Source organism: Pseudobdellovibrionaceae bacterium (genome assembly GCA_019637875.1).
In the GTDB taxonomy this organism is placed as follows: Bacteria; Bdellovibrionota; Bdellovibrionia; order Bdellovibrionales; family Bdellovibrionaceae; genus JAHBUW01.
Window position 1 is genome coordinate 60,036 of sequence record JAHBUW010000006.1, and the last position, 19,387, is coordinate 79,422.

Here is a 19,387-nt window from a genome sequence, read left to right on the forward strand (position 1 = left end):
GGGGAAGAGGGAACTCTTCCCCGTTTTCTTTTGGATTCGTCATTGGACTTATGCCGTAACCGCTCTATACTTTTGGGTATATGGCGGCGACCGACATCACGAACATTCTGGCGAAGGCGACAAGCCTGAACATGGAACAGGTCAAGACCCTGCTCGCGCACCCCACGGCGAACGGTGGCATGACCCTCGGCGAAGCGCTCGGTGGTCGCGAGCACGCGAACGTCGACGAGCTGATCTCGGATCTGTGCCGCGAGATGAGCCTGGAGTTCATGAAGGACATCCCGGTCAACGACATCCCCGTGGATCTGGTGCGCGACATCCCGATCAACTACGCGAAACAACATTCGGTCCTTCCCTTCCGCGAGGAACAGGATCAGATCATCGTCTTGACGGCGAATCCTTTGAACTACCGCTCGCTGGACGATCTGCGCGTGATGTACGGGAAAAAGATCAAACCCGTGATCTCGCCCCAAGTGAAAATCCAAGACGCGATCAACCGCGTGTACGAGAAGTCGACCTCGAACCTGGCCGGCCTCGACGAAATCGAAGCCGAGGACTACGATCTGGACGATCCGATCGTGGATCTGCTCGAGGCGGGCGACGACGATGCCCCCGTCATCAAGCTCGTGAACTCGCTGCTCTTCCGCGCGGTGAAAGAAAAAGCCTCCGATATCCACGTCGAGCCTTACGAAAAAGACATGGCCGTGCGCTTCCGGATCGACGGGGTCATGTTCGACATCTTCAAACCACCGAAGAAGCTGCAGAACTCGATCACTTCGCGCCTGAAGGTCATGGCGACCATGAACATCGCCGAAAAACGCCTGCCCCAGGACGGCCGCATTCCGCTGAAGGTCGGCGGGAAAGACATCGATATCCGGGTCAACTCGGTGCCCACCGCGTTCGGTGAACGCATCGTCATGCGTCTGCAGGACCGATCGAACGTCGTCCTGGAGCTCGAACAATTGGGCTTCGCCGAAGACATGCTGAAAGGCATGTACGACCTGATCGGTCGCAGCTACGGCATTTTGCTGGTCACGGGACCGACCGGTTCGGGAAAGTCGACGACGCTTTACGCTTCGCTTTCGAAAATCAATTCCCCCGACCAGAACATCCTGACCATCGAAGATCCCGTCGAGCAACGCATCCACGGGATCGGCCAGGTGCAGGTGAACTCGAAAATCGGTCTGACCTTCGCGTCGGGACTCCGCGCCTTCCTTCGTCAGGATCCCGACGTCATCATGGTCGGAGAGATTCGTGACCAGGAAACCGCCGAACTCGCGATCCAAGCTTCGCTGACGGGTCACTTGGTTTTGTCCACGATCCACACCAACGACTCGGCCGGCGCCTTCCCCCGTCTGATGGACATCGGGGCTGAGCCCTTCCTGATCGCAACCTCGATCATGGGGGTCGTCGCGCAACGTCTGGTGCGGATTCTGTGTCCGCATTGCAAACTGCGCTACGAACCTTCGGCGTTCGAGCTTTCGACGCTGGGAATCGCTCCCGAGGTCGCGAAGAACGCGAACATCTGCCGCCCCATCGGCTGCGACAAATGCAACCAGAAGGGCTACATCGGCCGGACGAATATCGCCGAGCTTTTGATCGTCGACGACGAGATCCGCTCCATGATCATGCAGCGCAAAGACGGCGCCTCGATCCGCAAGGTCTCGATCGCGAAGGGGATGAAAACGTTCCGCGATCACGGCATTCAGAAAGTCCTGACCGGCACCGTCTCGATCGAAGAGCTGATGACCAATACCCAACTGGATTTGTAGGCTGAGCCATGCCCGTTTTTGAATACAAAGGCCTGAACCGAGCCGGCAAAAATATCCGCGGCGCGATCGACGCCGAAAACTCGCGCGCCGCACGGATGCGCCTGAAGAAGGACGGCATTTTCGTCGTCGACCTGAAGGACAAGAAAAAAGGCGCGGAAGGCGCGGGCAAAAAGAAAAGCACCATCTCCAACACCAGCGTCAGCATCAAAGAGATGGCGCTCATGACCCGCCAGCTGGCCGTCTTGATTCGCGCGAACATTCCGCTCGTCGACGCGCTCGGCGCCGTTTCCGAACAGGTGGAGGTCCCCGCCCTGGCCGAAGCCGTCGCGGACTGCAAAAACATGGTCAACGAAGGGATGCCGCTGCACAAGTCGCTGGCGAAGTATCCCAAGATGTTCGACAACATCTTCGTCTCGATGGTGGAAGCGGGCGAGATGTCGGGAACGCTCGACGTGATTTTGATTCGGTTGGCGGAGTTCAAAGAGGCCGCCAACGAACTGCGCACGAAAGTCAAAAGCGCCCTCACTTATCCGGCGATCATGCTGGTCGCGACCATGGGTCTTTTGGGCTTCCTGTTCACCTACCTCGTCCCCAAAATGCAGGCGATCTTCGATTCGGATCCCGAGCTCACCATGCCCTGGTATACGCAGATGGTCTTCTCGATCAGCGGACTCATGGTGAACTATTGGTACATCTTCCTGATCGTGGGCTTTGGCGCCTACGCGCTTTTCATCAGCTGGAAAAATTCGGCCACCGGTCGCCCCCAATGGGACGCCATCGCCCTCCGTATCCCGATTTTCGGCGACGTCAATCGCCTGGTCGCGGTCGCCCGCTTCACGCGCACCTTGTCGACGCTGCTGAACGGAGGCGTCCCGATGCTGACCGCGCTGCAGATCGTGCGTAACGTTGTCGATAACGACGTGATCGCCCGCGCCATCGACGAAGCCCGCAGCAATATCTCGGAAGGGGAAGGGATCTCGGGACCGCTCAAAAAGTCCGGCCAGTTCCCGGCCATCGTGATCCACATGGTCAGCATCGGCGAGAAAACGGGCGAGCTCGAATCGATGTTGATCCAGGTCGCCGACGCCTTCGACTTTCAGGTCAAAGCGAAGATTGATGCCATGACGAGCCTCATCAATCCTTTGATCCTGATCATCATGGGGGGCACCATCGCCATGATCATTTTCTCGGTCATGATGCCGATGTTTGAGATGACAAGCCGGATGGGATGACATAATTTTGGAGAGCGCAAAATATGCGATTCCGGAGGTCTAGCTTGAAAACTGTCGTTGCCACTCGCTCAAATCAACTTACCCGTCGCGCCACTGGCGTGCGTAGTCACGGCGCTCAAGCCGGGATGACCCTGTTCGAAATCCTGATCGTCGTCGGGATCATCGGCGGTCTGCTGGCGTTCATCATTCCCCAGGTCACAACCAGCCAGAACCGCTCGCGCGTGCAGGATTCGAAAATCCGCATGTCGAACATCGTGCAAAACCTGACCATGTACCAAAACGACTGCGCGAAATTCCCGGGAGCCCTCGACGCCCTCGTGAAGTCGGACGGCAGCTGTAACGGTTGGACCGGCCCTTACATGAAAGACATCCCCGCCGACGGCTGGGGCAAAGCCTTCATCTACGAATCGGACGGCAACACTTACACCTTGAAGAGCACGGGAGCGGATAAACGTGACGGCGGAGACGGTGTCGATAAAGACATCACTCAAGACGACATCAACTAAGTCGGAATCCCAAAAAAATCGTGCGTCCGGCGCTTCCGCCGGATTCACGATTTTTGAGATTTTGATCGTTGTCACCATCATCGCCGGCCTCATGGCCGTGATGCTCTCGACGGGTCCCCGCAAAGAGAGCCAAGTCAAAAAGCTCAGCCGCCACATCCTGGTCGTCTCCAAAGACGTTCGTAACCAGGCGCGCATCAAAAATCGCACATACCGCATCGTCTTTCATATGCCCGCCGGGGAAAAGCATTCCTATTGGGTCGAATCCGCCGACGGCATCGCGCTTCCCCGCACCGAAAAACAGCTCGAAGAGATCGAACGCATGGACGAAGAGCTGCGCCCGAAAGAGAACTTCCAACGCGACGAAAAGTTCACGAAGTCCGCGTGGGAGCTGGGCGATCGACTTTTCTTCGGCGGCATCGAGACCAAAAACAACGACAACATGCTGACCGAAGGTGACGCCTACATCTACTACAGTCCGCAAGGTTTGGTGCAGGCCTCCGCAATTCATCTGACCGACAAGGGCGACTTGAATTGGACCTTGTTCGTGAATCCGCTCACCGGCAAAGTGGATATCGTGAACAAGAAGATGTCGCTCAAGGACGTGAAGCTTGATTAGAACACGCGCGCGCGGCTTCACCCTGCTCGAAACCGTCATCGCCATGACCATCATGGCAAGCGGACTGATGCTCCTCGTGCAAACCTGGGGCGGAAGCTTCGTGCGTATGAGCCGCGCCCAGTCCTCGTTCGAAATCACGGCCTTACTTGAACGCAAGATGGTCGACTACGAGCTCAAGTACCGCGGCAAAAGTTTGGACGAGATCCAAGAATCCGAAGAGGGCGAGTTCGAAGGCTATCCCGAATACACCTGGAAAATGGAATCGAAGAAACTCGAATTCCCGAACCTCGCCTCGGCGCTCTACGCCCAAGACGGCGGGGTCGACCAGATGACCGCGACCTTGATTTCAAGTTTCAGCGAAACGCTGTCGGACTCGGTGAAGGAAGTCACCGTCACCGTCATCCACACGCCCGCGGGCAAAAAGCCCATCCCCTACTCGGTCACCACCTACTTCGTCGACTACGAGAAGAACCTCAACATCGGCATCCCCGGTGGTGGCGGTGGCGGAATTCCGGGAGGCGGCGGGTGAGACCCCAGCGCGGCTTCACGCTCCTTGAACTCGTCATCGTCATGGGGCTTCTGGCCTTCTTGACGATCAATATCGCCTTGAACATCGACAACGCCTTCAAAGCGCGGGGCCGCATTCAGGTGAAGCTCGAGGATTTCTCGCAGATGCGCGACTCTTTGAAGATCATGGAGCGCGACTTCAATCTCGCCTTTCATTACCGCGACCTGGAAGAGGAGTTCCGCGCGGCCCTGAAGAAAGCGCAAAAACCGGCCGCGCCGGCGACCCCGCCCGGAGCCCCGCCCCCGCCGCCCGGTATTCCTCCGGCCACTCCCGCCGTGCCCGAGGATCCGTCGGTCGCGGCCGCCGAACAAGCGCGCAAACAAAACCGCGTGGATCCCACGACCCACTTCATCGGCAACGAAACGAAGGTGGATTTCGTCTCGGGCAACACCGCACGTATGGCTTACGATCAACAGCAGGCGGATTTCATCGAGGTCGGCTACGAGCTAAAAAATTGCCGCCGCCCGGGCGCGGACCGCGGCTCGAACTGTTTGGTCCGCCGCGAGTCCACGATGGTCGAAGGCAAAGTTCAAGAGGGCGGTAGCGAAAACGTCCTTCTCGAGGACGTGAGCGAATTCCGCCTGCGCTACTTCGGCCAGGGGAAGCAGGATTGGAACACCGAATGGAATTCCGAACAGGGCGACGCCGCGACGAAGAACAACTACCCGCAGGCGGTCGAGATCTCGTTGTCGATCGAACGCGGCGAGGACGGCAAAAAACGTAAGGTCTCCATGCAGGTCGTGGCGGCCGTGCGCTTTCCGAACAACGCCCCTCCGCAAAACCAACAGGGCTCGCCGTCGACGCCCACGGGGATCCCGACCGAATGAACTTCTTCCGACGTCACTTCCCTCATTTGAGCCGTCACCTTTTCCCGCCCCCCGCCCCGCACGACAACGAGGTCGGCCGCCGTGCCGATCACGGCGGCGGCTCGGGCCGCCGCGCAGATAACGGCGGCTGCTCGGGCAGCCGCGCAAATGACAGAGGTGCCGCCTTGATGCTGGCGACCTTCGCGCTCGCTCTGATTTTGTACATCGCGATGGAAGTGCAGTACGAAACCCAGGTCGAGTTCAGCGTGAACAAGGCCTCCATCAATCGGCTGAAGGCCTACTACTCCGCGCGCTCGGGCGTGGAGCTTTCGCTTTTGCGGATCAAGCTCTACCAAAAAACCAAAGCGCAGATGAGCGGCATGCAGGGCGTCCCCACGGCGATGCTCGATCTGATCTGGAACTTCCCGTTCGCGTGGCCGCCGATGATGCCGCCGGATATGAACGCCGTGGACCAAGGCCAGATCGACGCCATCGTCAAAGAGGCGAAGCTCGACGGCAGCTACAACACCGTCATCTCGGATGAAGGCACGAAGGTCGACATCAACGACTTGGATTCGAGCTCGAAAACCATCCGCGAGGCGACGAAGAAACTCATTTTGCAGATGTTCGAAAACGAATTCGCCGAAAATACGAATTGGGCCAAGCAGCACCAGAACTTCCAGGCCGAGGACATCGTGAACAACATGATCGATTGGCTGGACGCGGACACCCAGTCGATCAAAAGCGGCGACGAGCGTGCGATGTACCCCGACGCCGGCTCGGACCAGCAAATGCCGCCGAACCGGCAGTTCCGTTCGGTCGAGGAAGTGCGCATGGTCGCGGGCATGACCGACGACATCTTCAAACTGCTCGCGCCGCGGATCACGGTTTACGGGGCGAAGGCGATCAATCCCAACACGGCCCCGCCCGAGGTCATCCAAGGTCTGCACAATACGATCACCAACGAAGTCCTCGCGGAGGTCTTAAAACGCCGCGCGGACATCATGGGTCAGGGGCAGTTCCGCGACGCCCAGGATTTCTGGAGCTTTCTGGATTCCAAAGGCGGCCGCGTCCCGATCGAAATCCAAGAAAGCACTCCCATCTCGACCGAGTCCGCGATGAACTTCCGTATCAAAAGCGTCGGCAGCTACGCCAACTCGGTCGCCGAAATCGAAGCCGTGACCTACGACATCCCCCGCGCGGCCGCGGCCGTCGCCACCGAACTCAAAAAAGAAAAGACCCCCGAGGGCGGGACGCCCCCGAAAACCTCCACGGCCCCCAAAATCGAAGTCCCGAAAGGCCCCCCGCGCATCGTCTTCTGGACCGAAAGGTAAACGCGCTTTCCCCCGCGCTTGCCCTCCCTTTGAAGGCTCCGGGCGGCCACCTGAGTTTTTCACTTTCCCAATTCAGAAGGACACGGCCCTCCAGGCCTCGCCGCAGGGTAATACGGCATCCCTGCCGCTGCGGAGGTCCTTCTGAATTGGGAAAGTGAAAAACTCAGGCGGTCATCCCGGACTTCGCAAGGAAGGGCAAGCGCGGGGGAAAGCCGCCTTAGGTCCAAGGGCTAGGTGCGCGGAAGTATTACCAATGTCCGTTCCGCTCACGTAGACTTAAATCCGTGAGAAGCCTTGGAATTGATATCGGAAGTTCGAACATCAAGGTGGTCGAAGTTTCCGGAACATCCCGCAATGTTCAGGTGCTGTCGTATCGGGAATTCCCGATCGGCACCAATCCGTCGTTGGACCGCGACCTCGAAGTCCTGGAAGTGCTGCGCGGTCTCGCGCTCGAGTACCTCGGCGGACAGACGCGCATCGTGTATTCGCTGCGCCAAGAGTTCGTCAGCGCCCGCTTCAAGACCTTTCCCTTCGCGGATCGTCTGAAAATTCTGAAAAGCCTGCCCTTCGAGCTGGAAGAGGACCTTCCCTACTCGAGCGATACCGCGATCTACGATGCGCGCATTTCGCAGGTGTTGGGCTCGAGCGCGGAAGTCGTCGCCGTCGCCGCGCCGAAAACGCGCATCGAACAAGCGCTCCGCAAACTGAACGATTCGGGCCTGCCGCCGACGATCCTGACGGCCGAGGCGCTCGCCTTCGCGAACTGTTTCGAGCGCTGGCAAGAAGCGCCCCGCGCCGCGGGTTCGCCCCCGCCGCACTTGCACGACGGCGGCCCCGCGCGAATCCTGACCGCACGTCTGCATATCGGTCACACGCATACGCTGGTCCTCGCTTTCGAAAACGATCGTCTGCTCGGCGCGCGTTCGGTGCTGTGGGGCGCGAAGAACGTGATCGACGCGATCTCGCGTCGTTACGAAATCCCGTTCATCGAAGCCGAAAAAGAGATGAAGACGAAAGCCTTCATCCTGCTCAACAAACACGGCGCAAGCTACGACCAGATTCTTTTCTCGGACACCATCGCGCACCAGGTGCGTGACCTCGGGAAAGAAGTGAAGATCTCGATGCTCGAGTTCGAAAATGAACTCGGCGGCAACTTTTCGGCGGCCGAGATCTCCGGCGGATTCAGCCAAGCGCTCAATGTGCAGGCCTACCTGACGCAGGTTCTGGAAGTTCCCGTCAACCGGGCCCACTTCCTGACGAACTTCAATACGAGCTTCGAAAAGACTCCCGCCGTCGAGGCCGGGATCGGCGTGGCCCTGGGCCTCGCGATCGAAGGTCTGCGCAAACCGAAAAATCCCGCGATCCAGTTTTTGCGTTTGGACTTCGCGAAGCAGAACGACGGCTTCCGCGAATTCTGGGACAACTGGGGTCCCGTCGTCACCTTCTGCGGCGTGGGACTGGTGATGTTCTTCGTGTACGCTTCGCTCCGCGATTCGTACTCGTTGACCCTCGCCGACCAAGCGGGCGACGCGCTGAAAACGCAGGGACAACAGGTCGCCGGTCTACGCCCCCAAATGGCGAACGCCACGGGCGTGCGGGGCTACATCATTCGGCAGAAGAAACTCGCGGCCGAGGCGAAATCGCTCGAAACCGTGATGGGCATGACCCCGGCGGTCGAGATCCTGAAAAAGATCAGCGACGCGATCCCGAACGCGCAGCAGGTTCCGCTGAAGGTGAAGACCCTGCACGTCGAAGACGACCGGGTCCGCCTGGTCGGCTCGGTGAAACAGGCCACCCAAATCCGTTTGATCGAAACCGCGCTGCGCGGGGTCGCCCGCGGCGGACAAATCACCTCGCAACCCGGCGCCGCCCTTCCCAATCAGGAAGGCGTGAGCTTCACCATGACGTTCCAGGTGGATCGCAACCTGGTCGTCGCAAAGTAAGGACACGCCCTTGGCTTTCGAAGCGCAGATTGATGAACTGAAAGGTCGGCTCCAGCAAATCGGCGAACGCATCGCCGAGATGCCCGCCTACCAACAAGCGCGCGATCGCTACGAAACGATGTCCCCGCCCATGCAAAAGCTCAGCATCGGCGGCGGCATCGCGCTGATCACGCTGGTGCTGGCATTGATTCCCTACAGTACCTATTCGAATTCGCAGATCACCCTGGGCGAGTTCCAGGAAAAGCGCGATCTGATCCGCGATCTTTTGCGCACGCACAACGAAGCGCAATCGAACCCGCCGCTCCCGCGCCTTCCGGATCTTTCGGAGGTGCAAAGCCGCATCGACGGAATCTTGAACTCGCGCCAGATCCTTCCCGAACAGAAAAAAGGGGTCACGACGGACGCGGCGACCCCGCTGATCAACGCGAATTTGCAAGCCGGCACCGTACGGGTTTCGTTGGCGCAGCTGAATTTGCGTCAGGTCACCGATCTGTCCGCCGACCTCGCGAGCATCGAAGGCGCCAAGCTCAAAGACATCATGATGGACGCGAACGCCAAAGACGCGCGTTACTACGACGTCGTCTACCGCGTGGTCGTGTTCAAATCCAACGTTCCCGATGAGCCCGCAGCGCCCCCGCCCGCGGGACGCGGAGGTCGCTAGTGGAGCAACTCCGCCCCCTGCTCGTCTTCCTCGCACGCCAATGGAAGAAGTACGTCGTCGCGATCTTCTTGACGGCGGTCTTCATCGTTTTGATGTTCCCGCTGAATGACGTCGGCGATCTCGTCACCACTCAGGTTTACAAAGGCACCGGCAACAAAGTTTATCTGCAGTTCGAAGATCTGAATTTGGATTTCCTGCCGTCGCCGGGACTCGAGATGTCGCAGATCTCGCTCGAGGCTTCGCCGCTGCCCCCGCTCGCCATCCGCCGTTTGGAAGTGCGCCCTTCGCTGTTCGGTCTTTTGATGCAAAAGATCGACGCCTCGGCGACGGCCGAAGGCATCTTCCGCGGCGACATCCGCGCGTCGATCAAACCCGGTCGTAAAATGGAAAACGGTGCGGCCTCGCATGCGATCACCCTGAATGCGGAACGTTTGAGCCTCGCCGAAGTGAAAAAGCTCGTGCCCGCGCCCGTAAACTTCCGCGGCGTTTTGAATCTGAATGCCGATGGCCAGATCGATCCCTCGTTCACGAATCAACCCGACGTCACCATCGACCTGAATTCGCAGAACTTCGAGCTGTTGCCTTCGACCGTGGAAACGATGATGGGCCCGCTGTCCGTCCCTGAGCTGAAGCTCGGCCGACTCAACCTCAAAGGTCGTCTGTCGGCGGGAAGCTTCGTAATCGAAGACGGTCAACTCGGCCAACCGAACGACGAGCTCACCGGGACCGTCAAAGGGCGCCTCGGCCTCGAGATGCGTTTGGTCGGGAACGGCATGGTCGTCCCCGTCGCGACGAACTACGAATTCAACGTGAACCTCGTCGCCAAGAAAAGCTTCGAGGACCGCGCCTCGATGTTTCTGCTCTTGATCCAAAATCACCGTCAGCCCGAGGCCGATGGGGGTCGCTACCGCTTCACCCTGACGGGCGACGCCCGCAGCCAGCAGTTCCAATTTAATCCGGCGCGCTAAAGAGCGCGACAATCCGGCGCGCTAGGCGCGCTGCGGCGATTCGGATTGCGGCCGCCCGTGCGGCTCTCCGCCGCCTCATTTCGCGGCGAGCTTGGTTTTTTCTTTGAAACTCCCGTGCAGTACGGCTTGGATACGCCAAGCGAATACAACGCAAGCGACTCACCCCGGAGGGTGGGCGGAAAGTGAGTTTCAAATGTCGGGAGTTAACAAAGTCATTCTGGTCGGTCGTTTGGGCGCGGACCCGGAACTGAAAAGCGTCGGCCAAGGCCAAAGCGTCGCGCGTCTGTCGCTGGCGACCAGCGAACAGTGGACCGGTAAAGACGGTCAACGCCAAGAGCGCACCGAATGGCACCGCGTGGTCGTTTGGGGACGCCAAGCCGAGAACTGCGGCAAGCACCTTTCGAAAGGCCGTCAGGTTTACGTCGAAGGTCGCCTGCAAACTCGCCAGTGGGAAGACCAACAAGGTCAAAAGCGTTACACCACCGAGATCGTGGCGAACACGGTTCAATTCCTCGGCGGCGGCGCCGGCGCGGATCGCGGCGGATCTTCGGGTTACGATAATGAGTACGGCGGTGGCGGACAAGGTGGCGGCTCGAGCTCGCAAGACTTTGGCCCGGAACCTTCGTTCGATTCGTCGGACGAGATTCCGTTCTAAGCCGATCCTCGAAAATAGAATCGTCAAGAAACCCCGACCTTGCTGGCCGGGGTTTTTTTTCGTCGTTTTCTTTCTCGAATCGCGTGGTTATGATTGTTAAGTCATGCGCGCAACATCACGAGTCATTCTTTCCACCCTCGCGGTCGCAAGCCTTCTTTCGGGCTGCTCGATCTACCGCAACAAAGGCCGCGACCAGTTCGAAGCCCGCGCCGGGGGCAACGTGAAAACCGAAATCGGCGTCTCGCGCGCGCCGGCGCACATGGACGCGCAAAAAGATGTGCAGCTCAATGAAGACTCGGAGTCCTGCTGGGTCCAAGAGGCGCGCGAAGCCCTGTGGTCCACACCCGTGGGCTCAAGCCTGGTGGTTCAGCGTTTGAACGAATCCGAAATCAGCGTCTGTTTGTCCGAATTTGCGAAAAACGGGGAAGAACATCATGAGTAAACTGTGGCTTCGGGGTCTCGGCCTCGCACTTCTCATTCTGCTCGCGGCGGATTTCGCCGATGCGGCCCGGGTCGCGCAGGTCAAAGGCAAACGCGCGATGATCGAGCTCGAAGGACTCAGCGTCGGGATCGGCACCGAGCTCTGGCTCATGAGCCCGCAAGGGAAGCGCACCGGCGTTTTACGCGTCTCTTCCATCAAGGGTGATCGCGCCATCGGTCAAATCACGCGCGGGGGCGCGAAATCCGGATTCACGCTCATCCTGAAATCGGGACAATCCGCCCCTTCCGGCGGCTTCTCGGATGCCAGCCGCTCGAACGAACGCGATCTTTTGCGCCGCCGCTACAAACAAGGCTTCGGGATCCTGGGCGGCATGGCGATGTCCAACGCGACGATCACGGCGCGCACGCGCGTGAACACCACCGTGGTCGAAGACAGCCTGGCGCTCAAGGGCAACAGCTTCAACTTCAAGGCGATCTACGACTATCACATGTCGGCGGGCTTCACCGTCCGCGCGGCGGGCGGTCTTGAAACGCTGAATACGACCGCGAGCGTTTCGGATCCGTCCAAGGCCCCCGTCTGCTCGAACTCCACCTCTTGTACGCTCGCGCTGAACTACCTTTCCGCGGAAGTCGCGGCGCAGTTCAACCTGACTTCGGGCCCCACGCGCATTTGGGCCGGCGCGGGTTACGCGTTCCTGATGGCGATGTCGAAATCGAACAACATCTCGAACCTCGAAGCGACCAGCACGAACCAAGTGATTCTGCTCGGGGGTGGAGCCGACATTGCCGTGGGGCAGAAGGGCTACATTCCGCTCGTGGTTGAGTATGGACTTTTCCCTTTCGCGGGGATTAACCTGAACGCGATCTACCTGCGCGCGGGCTACGGCTGGAAGTTCTAAGCCAGAAACGGCGCGCCGGGTGGGTCTCTTCCGAGGGGGAACCATGTCGCGCCGAAATCTCGCCCTGCTGATTTTCTCATTCGCCCTGATCGCGGGCTGCCAGAAAAACTCTAAAAACCAAGAGATCAATCCTCCCCGACGCGGCGGCGGACCGACGGAACAAAAACCGGCGCCCGTCACTCGCGCGTTGATCTTCGGCGATAGCCTGGCGTACGGTTTCGGCGCAAAGTCCCCTGATGTCACGCCCGCCGGCTGCTTGAAGAAAATCACGGGCGCCGAGTCCGTCGTGCGCGCCGTCCCGGGCGCGACCACTCACGATATCGTCGCGCAAATCAAGGCCGCGACCGGCGAAGCGGCGGCGATCGTCTTTTTGAGTGCGGGCGGCAACGACGTTTTGGAAGACGTGCTCGGCTCGGGCTTCACCGCCGAAGAGTCGGTTCGCAATTTCGAAACGATCGCCACGGAGCTCACGGCCCGTAAGATCAAGGTGGTTTATTTGCTGGCACAGCCCCCGGCCGAAAGCGCCGCCCGCATGGCGCGACTGGGCCGCATGGCCGAAACCGCGGGTTTTCTGGTCTTCGATGGCATGAAAGGCTTCTGGGGCGATAAAGAGCTGATGAGCGATCGCCTGCATCCGAACGACAAAGGCTACGCCACGATGTGCGAACGCCTGGTCACGGCCCTCAATCCCAAGAAGGACTGATCCTTTAGCGCGAAAACTTCGGCAGCCGCAGAATGAAAGTCGTGCGCGCGCGATCCGGATCCAGCGTGAGTGAACCCGACATCTGCTCGGCGAAACGCCGACAGATCGTCAGTCCCAAGCCCAAACCACCGCGGCCGAACTTCGTCGAAACGAAAGCGTGATCCAGACGGCTTCGCACCTCTTCGCTGATTCCGGCGCCGCCGTCGCGGAAACGCAAATCGACGAAGCCTTCTTCGGCCGACGGCGCCGCCGAAATCTCGATCCATTTCGACTCGGTGGCTTCCATCGCTTGGGCGGCATTGTTGAACAGGTTCACCAAAATCTGCACGCACATGACGGAGTTTCCGCGCAGATGAAGATCCGACGGCACGTCGAAATACATCGCGATTTTCTGTTTCTGTTGGTCGGCGTGAACCGCGATCAACATTTGATCGATCAAATCCGCGATGCAGAGTCTTTCGCTCGGCAGTTCCTCGGGCCTTTCGGCGAAACCGCGCACCGCCGCCACGATCTTTAAGATCCTTTGCGCCAGCGCCTCTTGGCGCAGAAGCTGTTCGGACACGTCCTGACGCCCCTCTTCGAAACTCATGCGCGCCGCGGAAGAGCGGTGAATGAGGGCCGTCAGCGGGCTTGCGATTTCGTGGATCAATCCCCCGGCCACGAGCCCGAGCTGCGCGAGCGGCTCGTGATGGCGCACTTCGCGAACTAAACCGTGCACGTAAGTCGCCGCTTCGATGCGCGCGACGACCAGCTGGCACAGCTCGCGCGCGACTTCGCGTTGAACATCGCTTAAGGAGCGGGCGCGCGTATCCAGAATGCAGAACGATCCCAAGGCGAAGCCCGCTTTGTCGATCATCGGAAAACCGAAATACGCCCGCAACCCTTTTTCGAAAAGCGGCGAGTCCCGCCATTGCGGATCGGCGGTAAAGTCAGGGGTCTCCACGGCCATTTTGGAACGCACCACTTTGTCGCACGGGGCGAGCGCGCGCGGCACGCGGCCGAGCGGTGTTCCGTGCGCGCATTGAAACCACTGCTCATCTTTGCCGATCCAACTGACCGCCGCGATGGGCGCGTCGCAGACTTTCGCGGCGATTCGACAGAGTTGCAAAAGAACTTGATCTTCGACCGCGTAGTGATCGCGGTATTTTTCCAGCGCTTCGATACGCAGATTTTCGGTGGCCGTCATGTGCCCATTGCAACTCTGAGGCACCATTTTTTGAACTTCATTTTTCTTAAAGGCCAGCTCAAGAACTAAAGGTCAAATCTACGCCCCACGAAGAGCTGGATCGCCATGTTCATAAAATTCATTTCAGCGTTACGGACATTATATTTCGCCGCATCGGAGTTCGCCTGTACCCCGCTGACCCATTGATCACCGTTGTAGCCGACGCTCATCTTCATGTGAATTTTCGATGTCGTACCGAAGTATTCGTAGTCTTCCGTCGTCGACTCGATGCTTTGTTTCTCGACGCCGAAATAGACGACCGCGAGCCCCGAAACGTAGAATTTTTCCGCCGGGACCCACGTCCCGCCCAAGCCCGCCCCAGCCAGGGTCGAATAAAGGCGCCCCGAGCGAACGTTATTGAATTCACCAAAGGTGGATTGCAACGCGGTGGGCACGATCGACGTCGGATTCGCGAAGCGCATGCCGTGCACGGAAGCCCCCAACAGCCACGCCCACGAGCTGTGATTCTGCCGCTCGGTTTGATCCATCACGGCCGCGATCGAAAAGTCGTCCGGATTCCAATTGTAAAGAAAGTTCGCTCCGAAGTGTTCGGTCCGCATATCCGGAAATTGAAGATAAGGCGCGTTCACCGCGCGCGGCTGCGACGGATGGTCTTCTAGAAAATAGCCCTGATAATTTTGGTAGAAGAATTCGTAACTTGTCTTTTCGAAATTGAAACGGAATTGCCAATCTTGCGCCTTGGATTTCCCCTTCATGCGATCATCTTCGTCCGCGGTGGCGTTGACGCTGGAAACGCTGAAGCCCCACCAATCGTAAGCCACCGACAAATAAGTCGACGACCGCGTATGGGGGACGTATTCGAGCGCGTCGAGCTGCGCGATATGACGCTCACGCAATTCCATATTCAGGCTCGGGATCGAAATGCCGAGCTTCACGGAAAGCGGGTTCCCCTTGATGTCTTCGTAGGATTTCGCGTGCGCCGTGGCGGCGTGCAAACAAAAAAGCGCGGCAAGTAATCGAAGGACGACCACGGCTTTTCTCCTTTTTAAGTCTTAAGTGTCCGTGACGCGACTGACGCCGAGAACGCCTTTGATCTTCTGTAGGCCCAAGATCACGTTGTTCAGCTGCTCGGTATTGCGCACGGTGACCTCGAAGGTCGCAATCGCCTTCTGGTCGCGGGTCGTACGCGCGTTCACGTTTTGGATGTTCATCCCCTGCGCCGAGAAGGCCTCGGACATGAGTTTCAAAAGCCCCTGCACGTTCTGCGAGAACACCTGGATCTTCACCAGACGTTCGGCATCGCCCTCGGCGGATTTCTGCGTCCACGCGACGTCGACGCGACGATCCTGGTCGAACTCGAAGGCCTTGCGGCAGTCCGAGCGGTGCACCGTGATCCCGCGGCCGCGCGTGATGAAGCCCACGATCCCGTCGCCCGGAATGGGGTTGCAGCACTTCGCGTAGTACACCAGAACGTCGTCCATCCCCGAGACCGAGATCAGCGAGCCCGACTTCTTGGATTTCGCCTGCGCGTTCTTCAGCACCTTTTGCATGAAGGAAGGTTCGGATTCTTCCTTCGGTTTGACGTCGAGGTTCTTCAGCTCGGGCGCCAAACGTTCGAGGATGTGCTTCGGTTCCATTTTGCCGTAGCCGACGCGCACGAAAACTTCATCGTCGTTATGCAGGCCGAAATCCTTAAGTAACGCCGCCCACTCCTCGCCCTTGCCGACGTAGCGGGACGCGGCCGCGCCGAATTTGCGGAATTCGCGGTCCACCAATTCCTTGCCCAGAATCAGCGAACGTTTGCGCTGCTCTTCCTTCACGAAGGCGCGAATTTTGGATTTGGCCCGGTTCGTGACGCACATCTTGAGCCAGTCCTTCGACGGCGCCTGCGTATTGGAGGTCACGATTTCGACCGAGTCCCCGTTCTTCAAACGGTACTTCAGCGGCACCATCTTGCCGTTGATCCGCGCGCCCACGCATTTGTGACCGACATCGGTGTGGACCGAGTAGGCAAAATCCAGCGGCGTCGCCCCGTCCGGGAACTCTTTGACGTCGCCTTTCGGCGTGAAGACGTAAATCTCGCTCTCGAAAAGATCGGTCTTCACCGTATCGAGAAGCTCATCCGCGTCGCGCACGGTGGACTGCCAGTTCAACAGATCGCGCAGCCAATCGAATTTCTGCGAGGTCTCATCGTCGACTTTGCCGCGCTCTTTGTACTTCCAGTGCGCGGCGATCCCGCGCTCGGCGATCAAGTTCATCTGCTTGGTGCGGATCTGAATTTCGATCCGCTCCCCGCCGGGGCCCACGACCGTGGTGTGAAGCGACTGGTAGTCGTTGGCCTTGGGCATGGCGATGAAGTCCTTGAAACGCCCGGGGATCGGTTTCCAGATCGAGTGGACGTGACCGAGGACTTCGTAGCACTGGCTGATGGTATCCACGATGACCCGGAACGCGAGGACGTCGTTCACCTGCTCGAAGTCGATGTTCCGGTTCGTCATCTTCCGGTAGATCGACCACAAGTGCTTCGAACGGCCCAGCACTTCGAAGTTCCGGAACCCCGAACCCTCCAGCTCTTTCGAGACGATACGTTTGACGTCGTCGATGTAGCGAGCTTGGTCTTTTTCCAAAAGATCGACTTTTTGCGAGAGCTGGTAGAACTGGTCGGGCCGATAGTAACGGAACGACAGATCTTCGAGTTCGGTCTTCAGCGAGCTGATACCGAGACGACTCGCCAAGGGCGCGTAGATCTCAAGCGTCTCGAGCGCGATGCGGGCCTGTTTCTCGTAGGGCATGTGATTCAGCGTCCGCATGTTGTGCAGACGATCGCACAGCTTCACCAGGATCACGCGCACGTCTTTTCCCATGGCGACGATCATCTTGCGGATGTTCTCGCCTTGGCGCTCGGTGCTCGTTTTGAAATTCATCTTCGAGATCTTCGTGACCCCGTCCACCAAGTGCGAGACGGCCTCGCCGAACTCGGCCTTCACGTCTTGGATGGTGACGCTCGTGTCTTCGACCGTATCGTGCAAAAGCCCGGTGATGATCGAATCCAGATCCAAACGCAGATCCGCCAGGATGCCCGCGACACTCAGCGGATGGGAGATGTAGGCTTCACCGCTGCGGCGAATCTGTCCGGCATGGGCTTTTTCGGAAAAGTCATAGGCCTTGCGGACGACGTTGAGGTCCGCTTGCGGATGGTAGGCGAGAATTTTGTCGCAAAGCTCTTCCAAGCTTCGGATATGTTTGTCGGGGAGTTTCTCCCCGGCCGCGAAATCGAGCATAGGGATATTCTATTCTGGGCGGCGAGACTTTGTTGAGCGCCTCTCGGCGGAAGCGCTCAAAACAGGACGGCGAGTTGTCTTACTTGTTCAGGTCTTTTTCGATCTGCTCGACGGTCGGACCGTGCGAGGGGTTGTGATCGAAGATCACGTTGCCCGAGGCGACTTCGCGGAGTGACCCGACGATCATCTTGTTCCCTTTGGTGGCCACGGTGAGTTCAGCACCCTTCATGAGTTGCTTCGCGCGCTTCGCGACGAGCAGAACCAGTGCGAAACGATTCGGAACTTTGTCCAAGCAATCTTCAACCGTGACACGAGCCATCGAGTACCTCTCTATGAAAACCCCAATTATTACCGGGGTTTCAGCAAATCCTCAACGATTTTCTTGAACTCCGCATAGGAGCGCTCGAAGTCGTCATTCACGACCTGGTAATCGAACTCATGGGCTTTTGCGGTTTCAATCTGCGCATTCTTCAGGCGGACGTCCAGATCCGAGGGGCGTTGGCCATCCCGCTTTACGATGCGGCGCTCCAATTCATCTAAACTCGGAGGCAAAATGAAGATCCCCGCCGCCTGGTCCGGGAACTTCGCGCGGAAGGTCGCGGCGCCCTGGATGTCGACATCCATGATGACGGCCTTCCCCGACTTCCAAGCCTCTTCCAGCTGGTTCAGCGGGGTCCCGTACATATTGTTGTGAACAAAGGCCCACTCGACGAAGAAGTTGCGGTCGATCAACGCCTCGAACTCGGACTTCGAAACGAAGTGGTAGGGATGCCCCTGACTTTCCCCCCGGCGCATCGAGCGCGTGGTGTAAGTGACGGTATCCACCAACCGGGGCTCTTCCCGACAGATACGTTCGACAAAACTGGATTTCCCGGCGCCCGACGGGGCGGCCACGATGATGAGATTCGCCTTCATTCGATGTTCTGCACCTGTTCCCGAAGCCGTTCGATGAGGGTTTTCGCTTCCACCACGTTTTGCGTCAGCTGTGACACGCTCGACTTCGACCCGATCGTATTCACTTCACGCAAAAGTTCCTGAGTGTAGAAATCCAATTTCTTACCGAGTGAGCCCGGCGTGCTGAGCAGCGCGCGGTAGTTCTTGGTGTGCTCTTTCAAGCGCACGAGCTCCTCGTTGATGTCCGACTTGTCGAGCAGGAAAACGACCTCTTGGCTGAGGCGCGCCGGATCGAGCTCCCCGCCCTGGAAGCGGCTTTTCAGCTTCTGCTCGACCTTCGCCTGCAGGCCCTTGTTGACCTCTTCGCGCACCTTCATGATTTCGCCGACCAGGTTTTCCAGCGCCTTCAGCGACTTTTCCATGTCGTGTTTGAGCGAAGCGCCTTCGCGCGTGCGCTCGGTCACGCAGGCCGCGCAGGCGGTCTCCATCGCCTTCAGGAGCGCTTTTTTCTCGGACGAGCTGACGTGGTCTTGAGTTTCGATTTTAAGCACGTCGGGCATGCGGGCCATCGCCTCGACGCTGGGTTCGAACTTCGTCTTCAGCGACTTCGCGATCTGACGCAAGGCCTTGTCGTACTCTTTCACCAGCGAGTTCTGGACGACGACTTTGGATTCGACCTGATCCCAACGCACGCGCCGAAGAACGTAAACGTCCATGGTGCCGCGGCTGAAGTTTTTCTGCAGGATCTTTTTGAGCTCGCCTTCGAACGCGATGTACTCGCGGGGCAGGTGAAAACGCGGCTCCAAGAAGCGGCCGTTCACCGAGCGGACCGAAACCTCAATGAGGCTTTCGAGTGTTTGAACCTTCCCATGGCCGTAACCGGTCATGCTTTTCATGGGGCTCCTTGGATCTACGAGGCGGT

20 protein-coding genes are annotated in these 19,387 nt (G+C 58.8%); 14 read left to right on the forward strand and 6 right to left on the reverse strand.

The genetic code is table 11. The features are described from left to right. Positions 1-80: 80 nt before the first annotated feature. The 14 genes from gspE (at position 81) to KF767_09160 (ending at position 13,104) form a co-directional block, all read left to right on the forward strand. Positions 81-1,772, forward strand: a complete 1,692-nt coding sequence (gene gspE / locus KF767_09095) for a type II secretion system ATPase GspE (protein MBX3018033.1) — start codon at positions 81-83, stop codon at positions 1,770-1,772. A gap of 8 nt (positions 1,773-1,780) precedes the next feature. Next, positions 1,781-3,004, forward strand: a complete 1,224-nt coding sequence (locus KF767_09100; protein MBX3018034.1) for a type II secretion system F family protein — start codon at positions 1,781-1,783, stop codon at positions 3,002-3,004. Between the two features lie 44 nt (positions 3,005-3,048). Then, a complete protein-coding gene (gspG, locus tag KF767_09105) occupies positions 3,049-3,510 on the forward strand; it encodes a type II secretion system major pseudopilin GspG (GenBank protein MBX3018035.1) in 462 nt (153 codons plus the stop codon). Between the two features lie 61 nt (positions 3,511-3,571). Next, complete coding sequence (locus KF767_09110; protein MBX3018036.1) at positions 3,572-4,126, forward strand: type II secretion system protein; 555 nt, start codon at positions 3,572-3,574, stop codon at positions 4,124-4,126. 43 nt (positions 4,127-4,169) lie between these two features. Next, the gene (locus KF767_09115; GenBank protein ID MBX3018037.1) at positions 4,170-4,655 is read left to right on the forward strand and encodes a general secretion pathway protein GspI; all 486 of its coding nucleotides are present in this window, start codon (positions 4,170-4,172) and stop codon (positions 4,653-4,655) included. Further along, entirely contained in the window at positions 4,652-5,521 is an 870-nt protein-coding gene (locus tag KF767_09120) for a prepilin-type N-terminal cleavage/methylation domain-containing protein (GenBank protein ID MBX3018038.1), read from the forward strand. Before KF767_09115 ends, KF767_09120 begins: the two co-directional genes overlap by 4 nt. Then, complete coding sequence (locus KF767_09125) at positions 5,518-6,834, forward strand: general secretion pathway protein GspK (GenBank protein MBX3018039.1); 1,317 nt, start codon at positions 5,518-5,520, stop codon at positions 6,832-6,834. Before KF767_09120 ends, KF767_09125 begins: the two co-directional genes overlap by 4 nt. A 284-nt stretch (positions 6,835-7,118) precedes the next feature. After that, on the forward strand, positions 7,119-8,777 hold the full coding sequence (pilM, locus tag KF767_09130) for a pilus assembly protein PilM (GenBank protein MBX3018040.1): 1,659 nt from the start codon (positions 7,119-7,121) through the stop codon (positions 8,775-8,777). Between the two features lie 10 nt (positions 8,778-8,787). Continuing rightward, positions 8,788-9,438: a hypothetical protein gene (locus KF767_09135; protein MBX3018041.1), complete on the forward strand. Its 651-nt coding sequence runs from the start codon at positions 8,788-8,790 to the stop codon at positions 9,436-9,438. Further along, entirely contained in the window at positions 9,438-10,406 is a 969-nt protein-coding gene (gspN, locus tag KF767_09140) for a type II secretion system protein GspN (protein ID MBX3018042.1), read from the forward strand. Before KF767_09135 ends, gspN begins: the two co-directional genes overlap by 1 nt. Before the next feature lie 193 nt (positions 10,407-10,599). Further along, positions 10,600-11,061 (forward strand): single-stranded DNA-binding protein, encoded by a 462-nt coding sequence (locus KF767_09145; protein ID MBX3018043.1) that lies wholly within the window; start codon positions 10,600-10,602, stop codon positions 11,059-11,061. A 103-nt stretch (positions 11,062-11,164) separates the two neighbouring features. Next, entirely contained in the window at positions 11,165-11,503 is a 339-nt protein-coding gene (locus tag KF767_09150) for a hypothetical protein (GenBank protein MBX3018044.1), read from the forward strand. Then, the gene (locus tag KF767_09155) at positions 11,496-12,401 is read left to right on the forward strand and encodes a hypothetical protein (GenBank protein MBX3018045.1); all 906 of its coding nucleotides are present in this window, start codon (positions 11,496-11,498) and stop codon (positions 12,399-12,401) included. The genes KF767_09150 and KF767_09155 overlap by 8 nt, the downstream gene beginning before the upstream one ends. A 43-nt stretch (positions 12,402-12,444) precedes the next feature. Continuing rightward, positions 12,445-13,104 (forward strand): SGNH/GDSL hydrolase family protein, encoded by a 660-nt coding sequence (locus KF767_09160; protein ID MBX3018046.1) that lies wholly within the window; start codon positions 12,445-12,447, stop codon positions 13,102-13,104. A gap of 4 nt (positions 13,105-13,108) precedes the next feature. Here the strand turns inward: KF767_09160 and KF767_09165 are convergent, their stop codons facing one another. From KF767_09165 to KF767_09190, 6 genes are all read right to left on the reverse strand, one after another. Next, a complete protein-coding gene (locus KF767_09165; protein ID MBX3018047.1) occupies positions 13,109-14,290 on the reverse strand; it encodes a hypothetical protein in 1,182 nt (393 codons plus the stop codon). 65 nt (positions 14,291-14,355) lie between these two features. Continuing rightward, the gene (locus KF767_09170) at positions 14,356-15,321 is read right to left on the reverse strand and encodes a DUF4421 family protein (GenBank protein ID MBX3018048.1); all 966 of its coding nucleotides are present in this window, start codon (positions 15,319-15,321) and stop codon (positions 14,356-14,358) included. Between the two features lie 21 nt (positions 15,322-15,342). Next, positions 15,343-17,571, reverse strand: a complete 2,229-nt coding sequence (locus KF767_09175) for a bifunctional (p)ppGpp synthetase/guanosine-3',5'-bis(diphosphate) 3'-pyrophosphohydrolase (GenBank protein ID MBX3018049.1) — start codon at positions 17,569-17,571, stop codon at positions 15,343-15,345. A gap of 79 nt (positions 17,572-17,650) precedes the next feature. Beyond that, a complete protein-coding gene (gene rpoZ, locus KF767_09180) occupies positions 17,651-17,890 on the reverse strand; it encodes a DNA-directed RNA polymerase subunit omega (protein ID MBX3018050.1) in 240 nt (79 codons plus the stop codon). A gap of 29 nt (positions 17,891-17,919) precedes the next feature. Further along, on the reverse strand, positions 17,920-18,486 hold the full coding sequence (gene gmk, locus KF767_09185; protein MBX3018051.1) for a guanylate kinase: 567 nt from the start codon (positions 18,484-18,486) through the stop codon (positions 17,920-17,922). After that, positions 18,483-19,361, reverse strand: a complete 879-nt coding sequence (locus KF767_09190; protein ID MBX3018052.1) for a YicC family protein — start codon at positions 19,359-19,361, stop codon at positions 18,483-18,485. Before KF767_09190 ends, gmk begins: the two co-directional genes overlap by 4 nt. Positions 19,362-19,387: the final 26 nt, after the last annotated feature.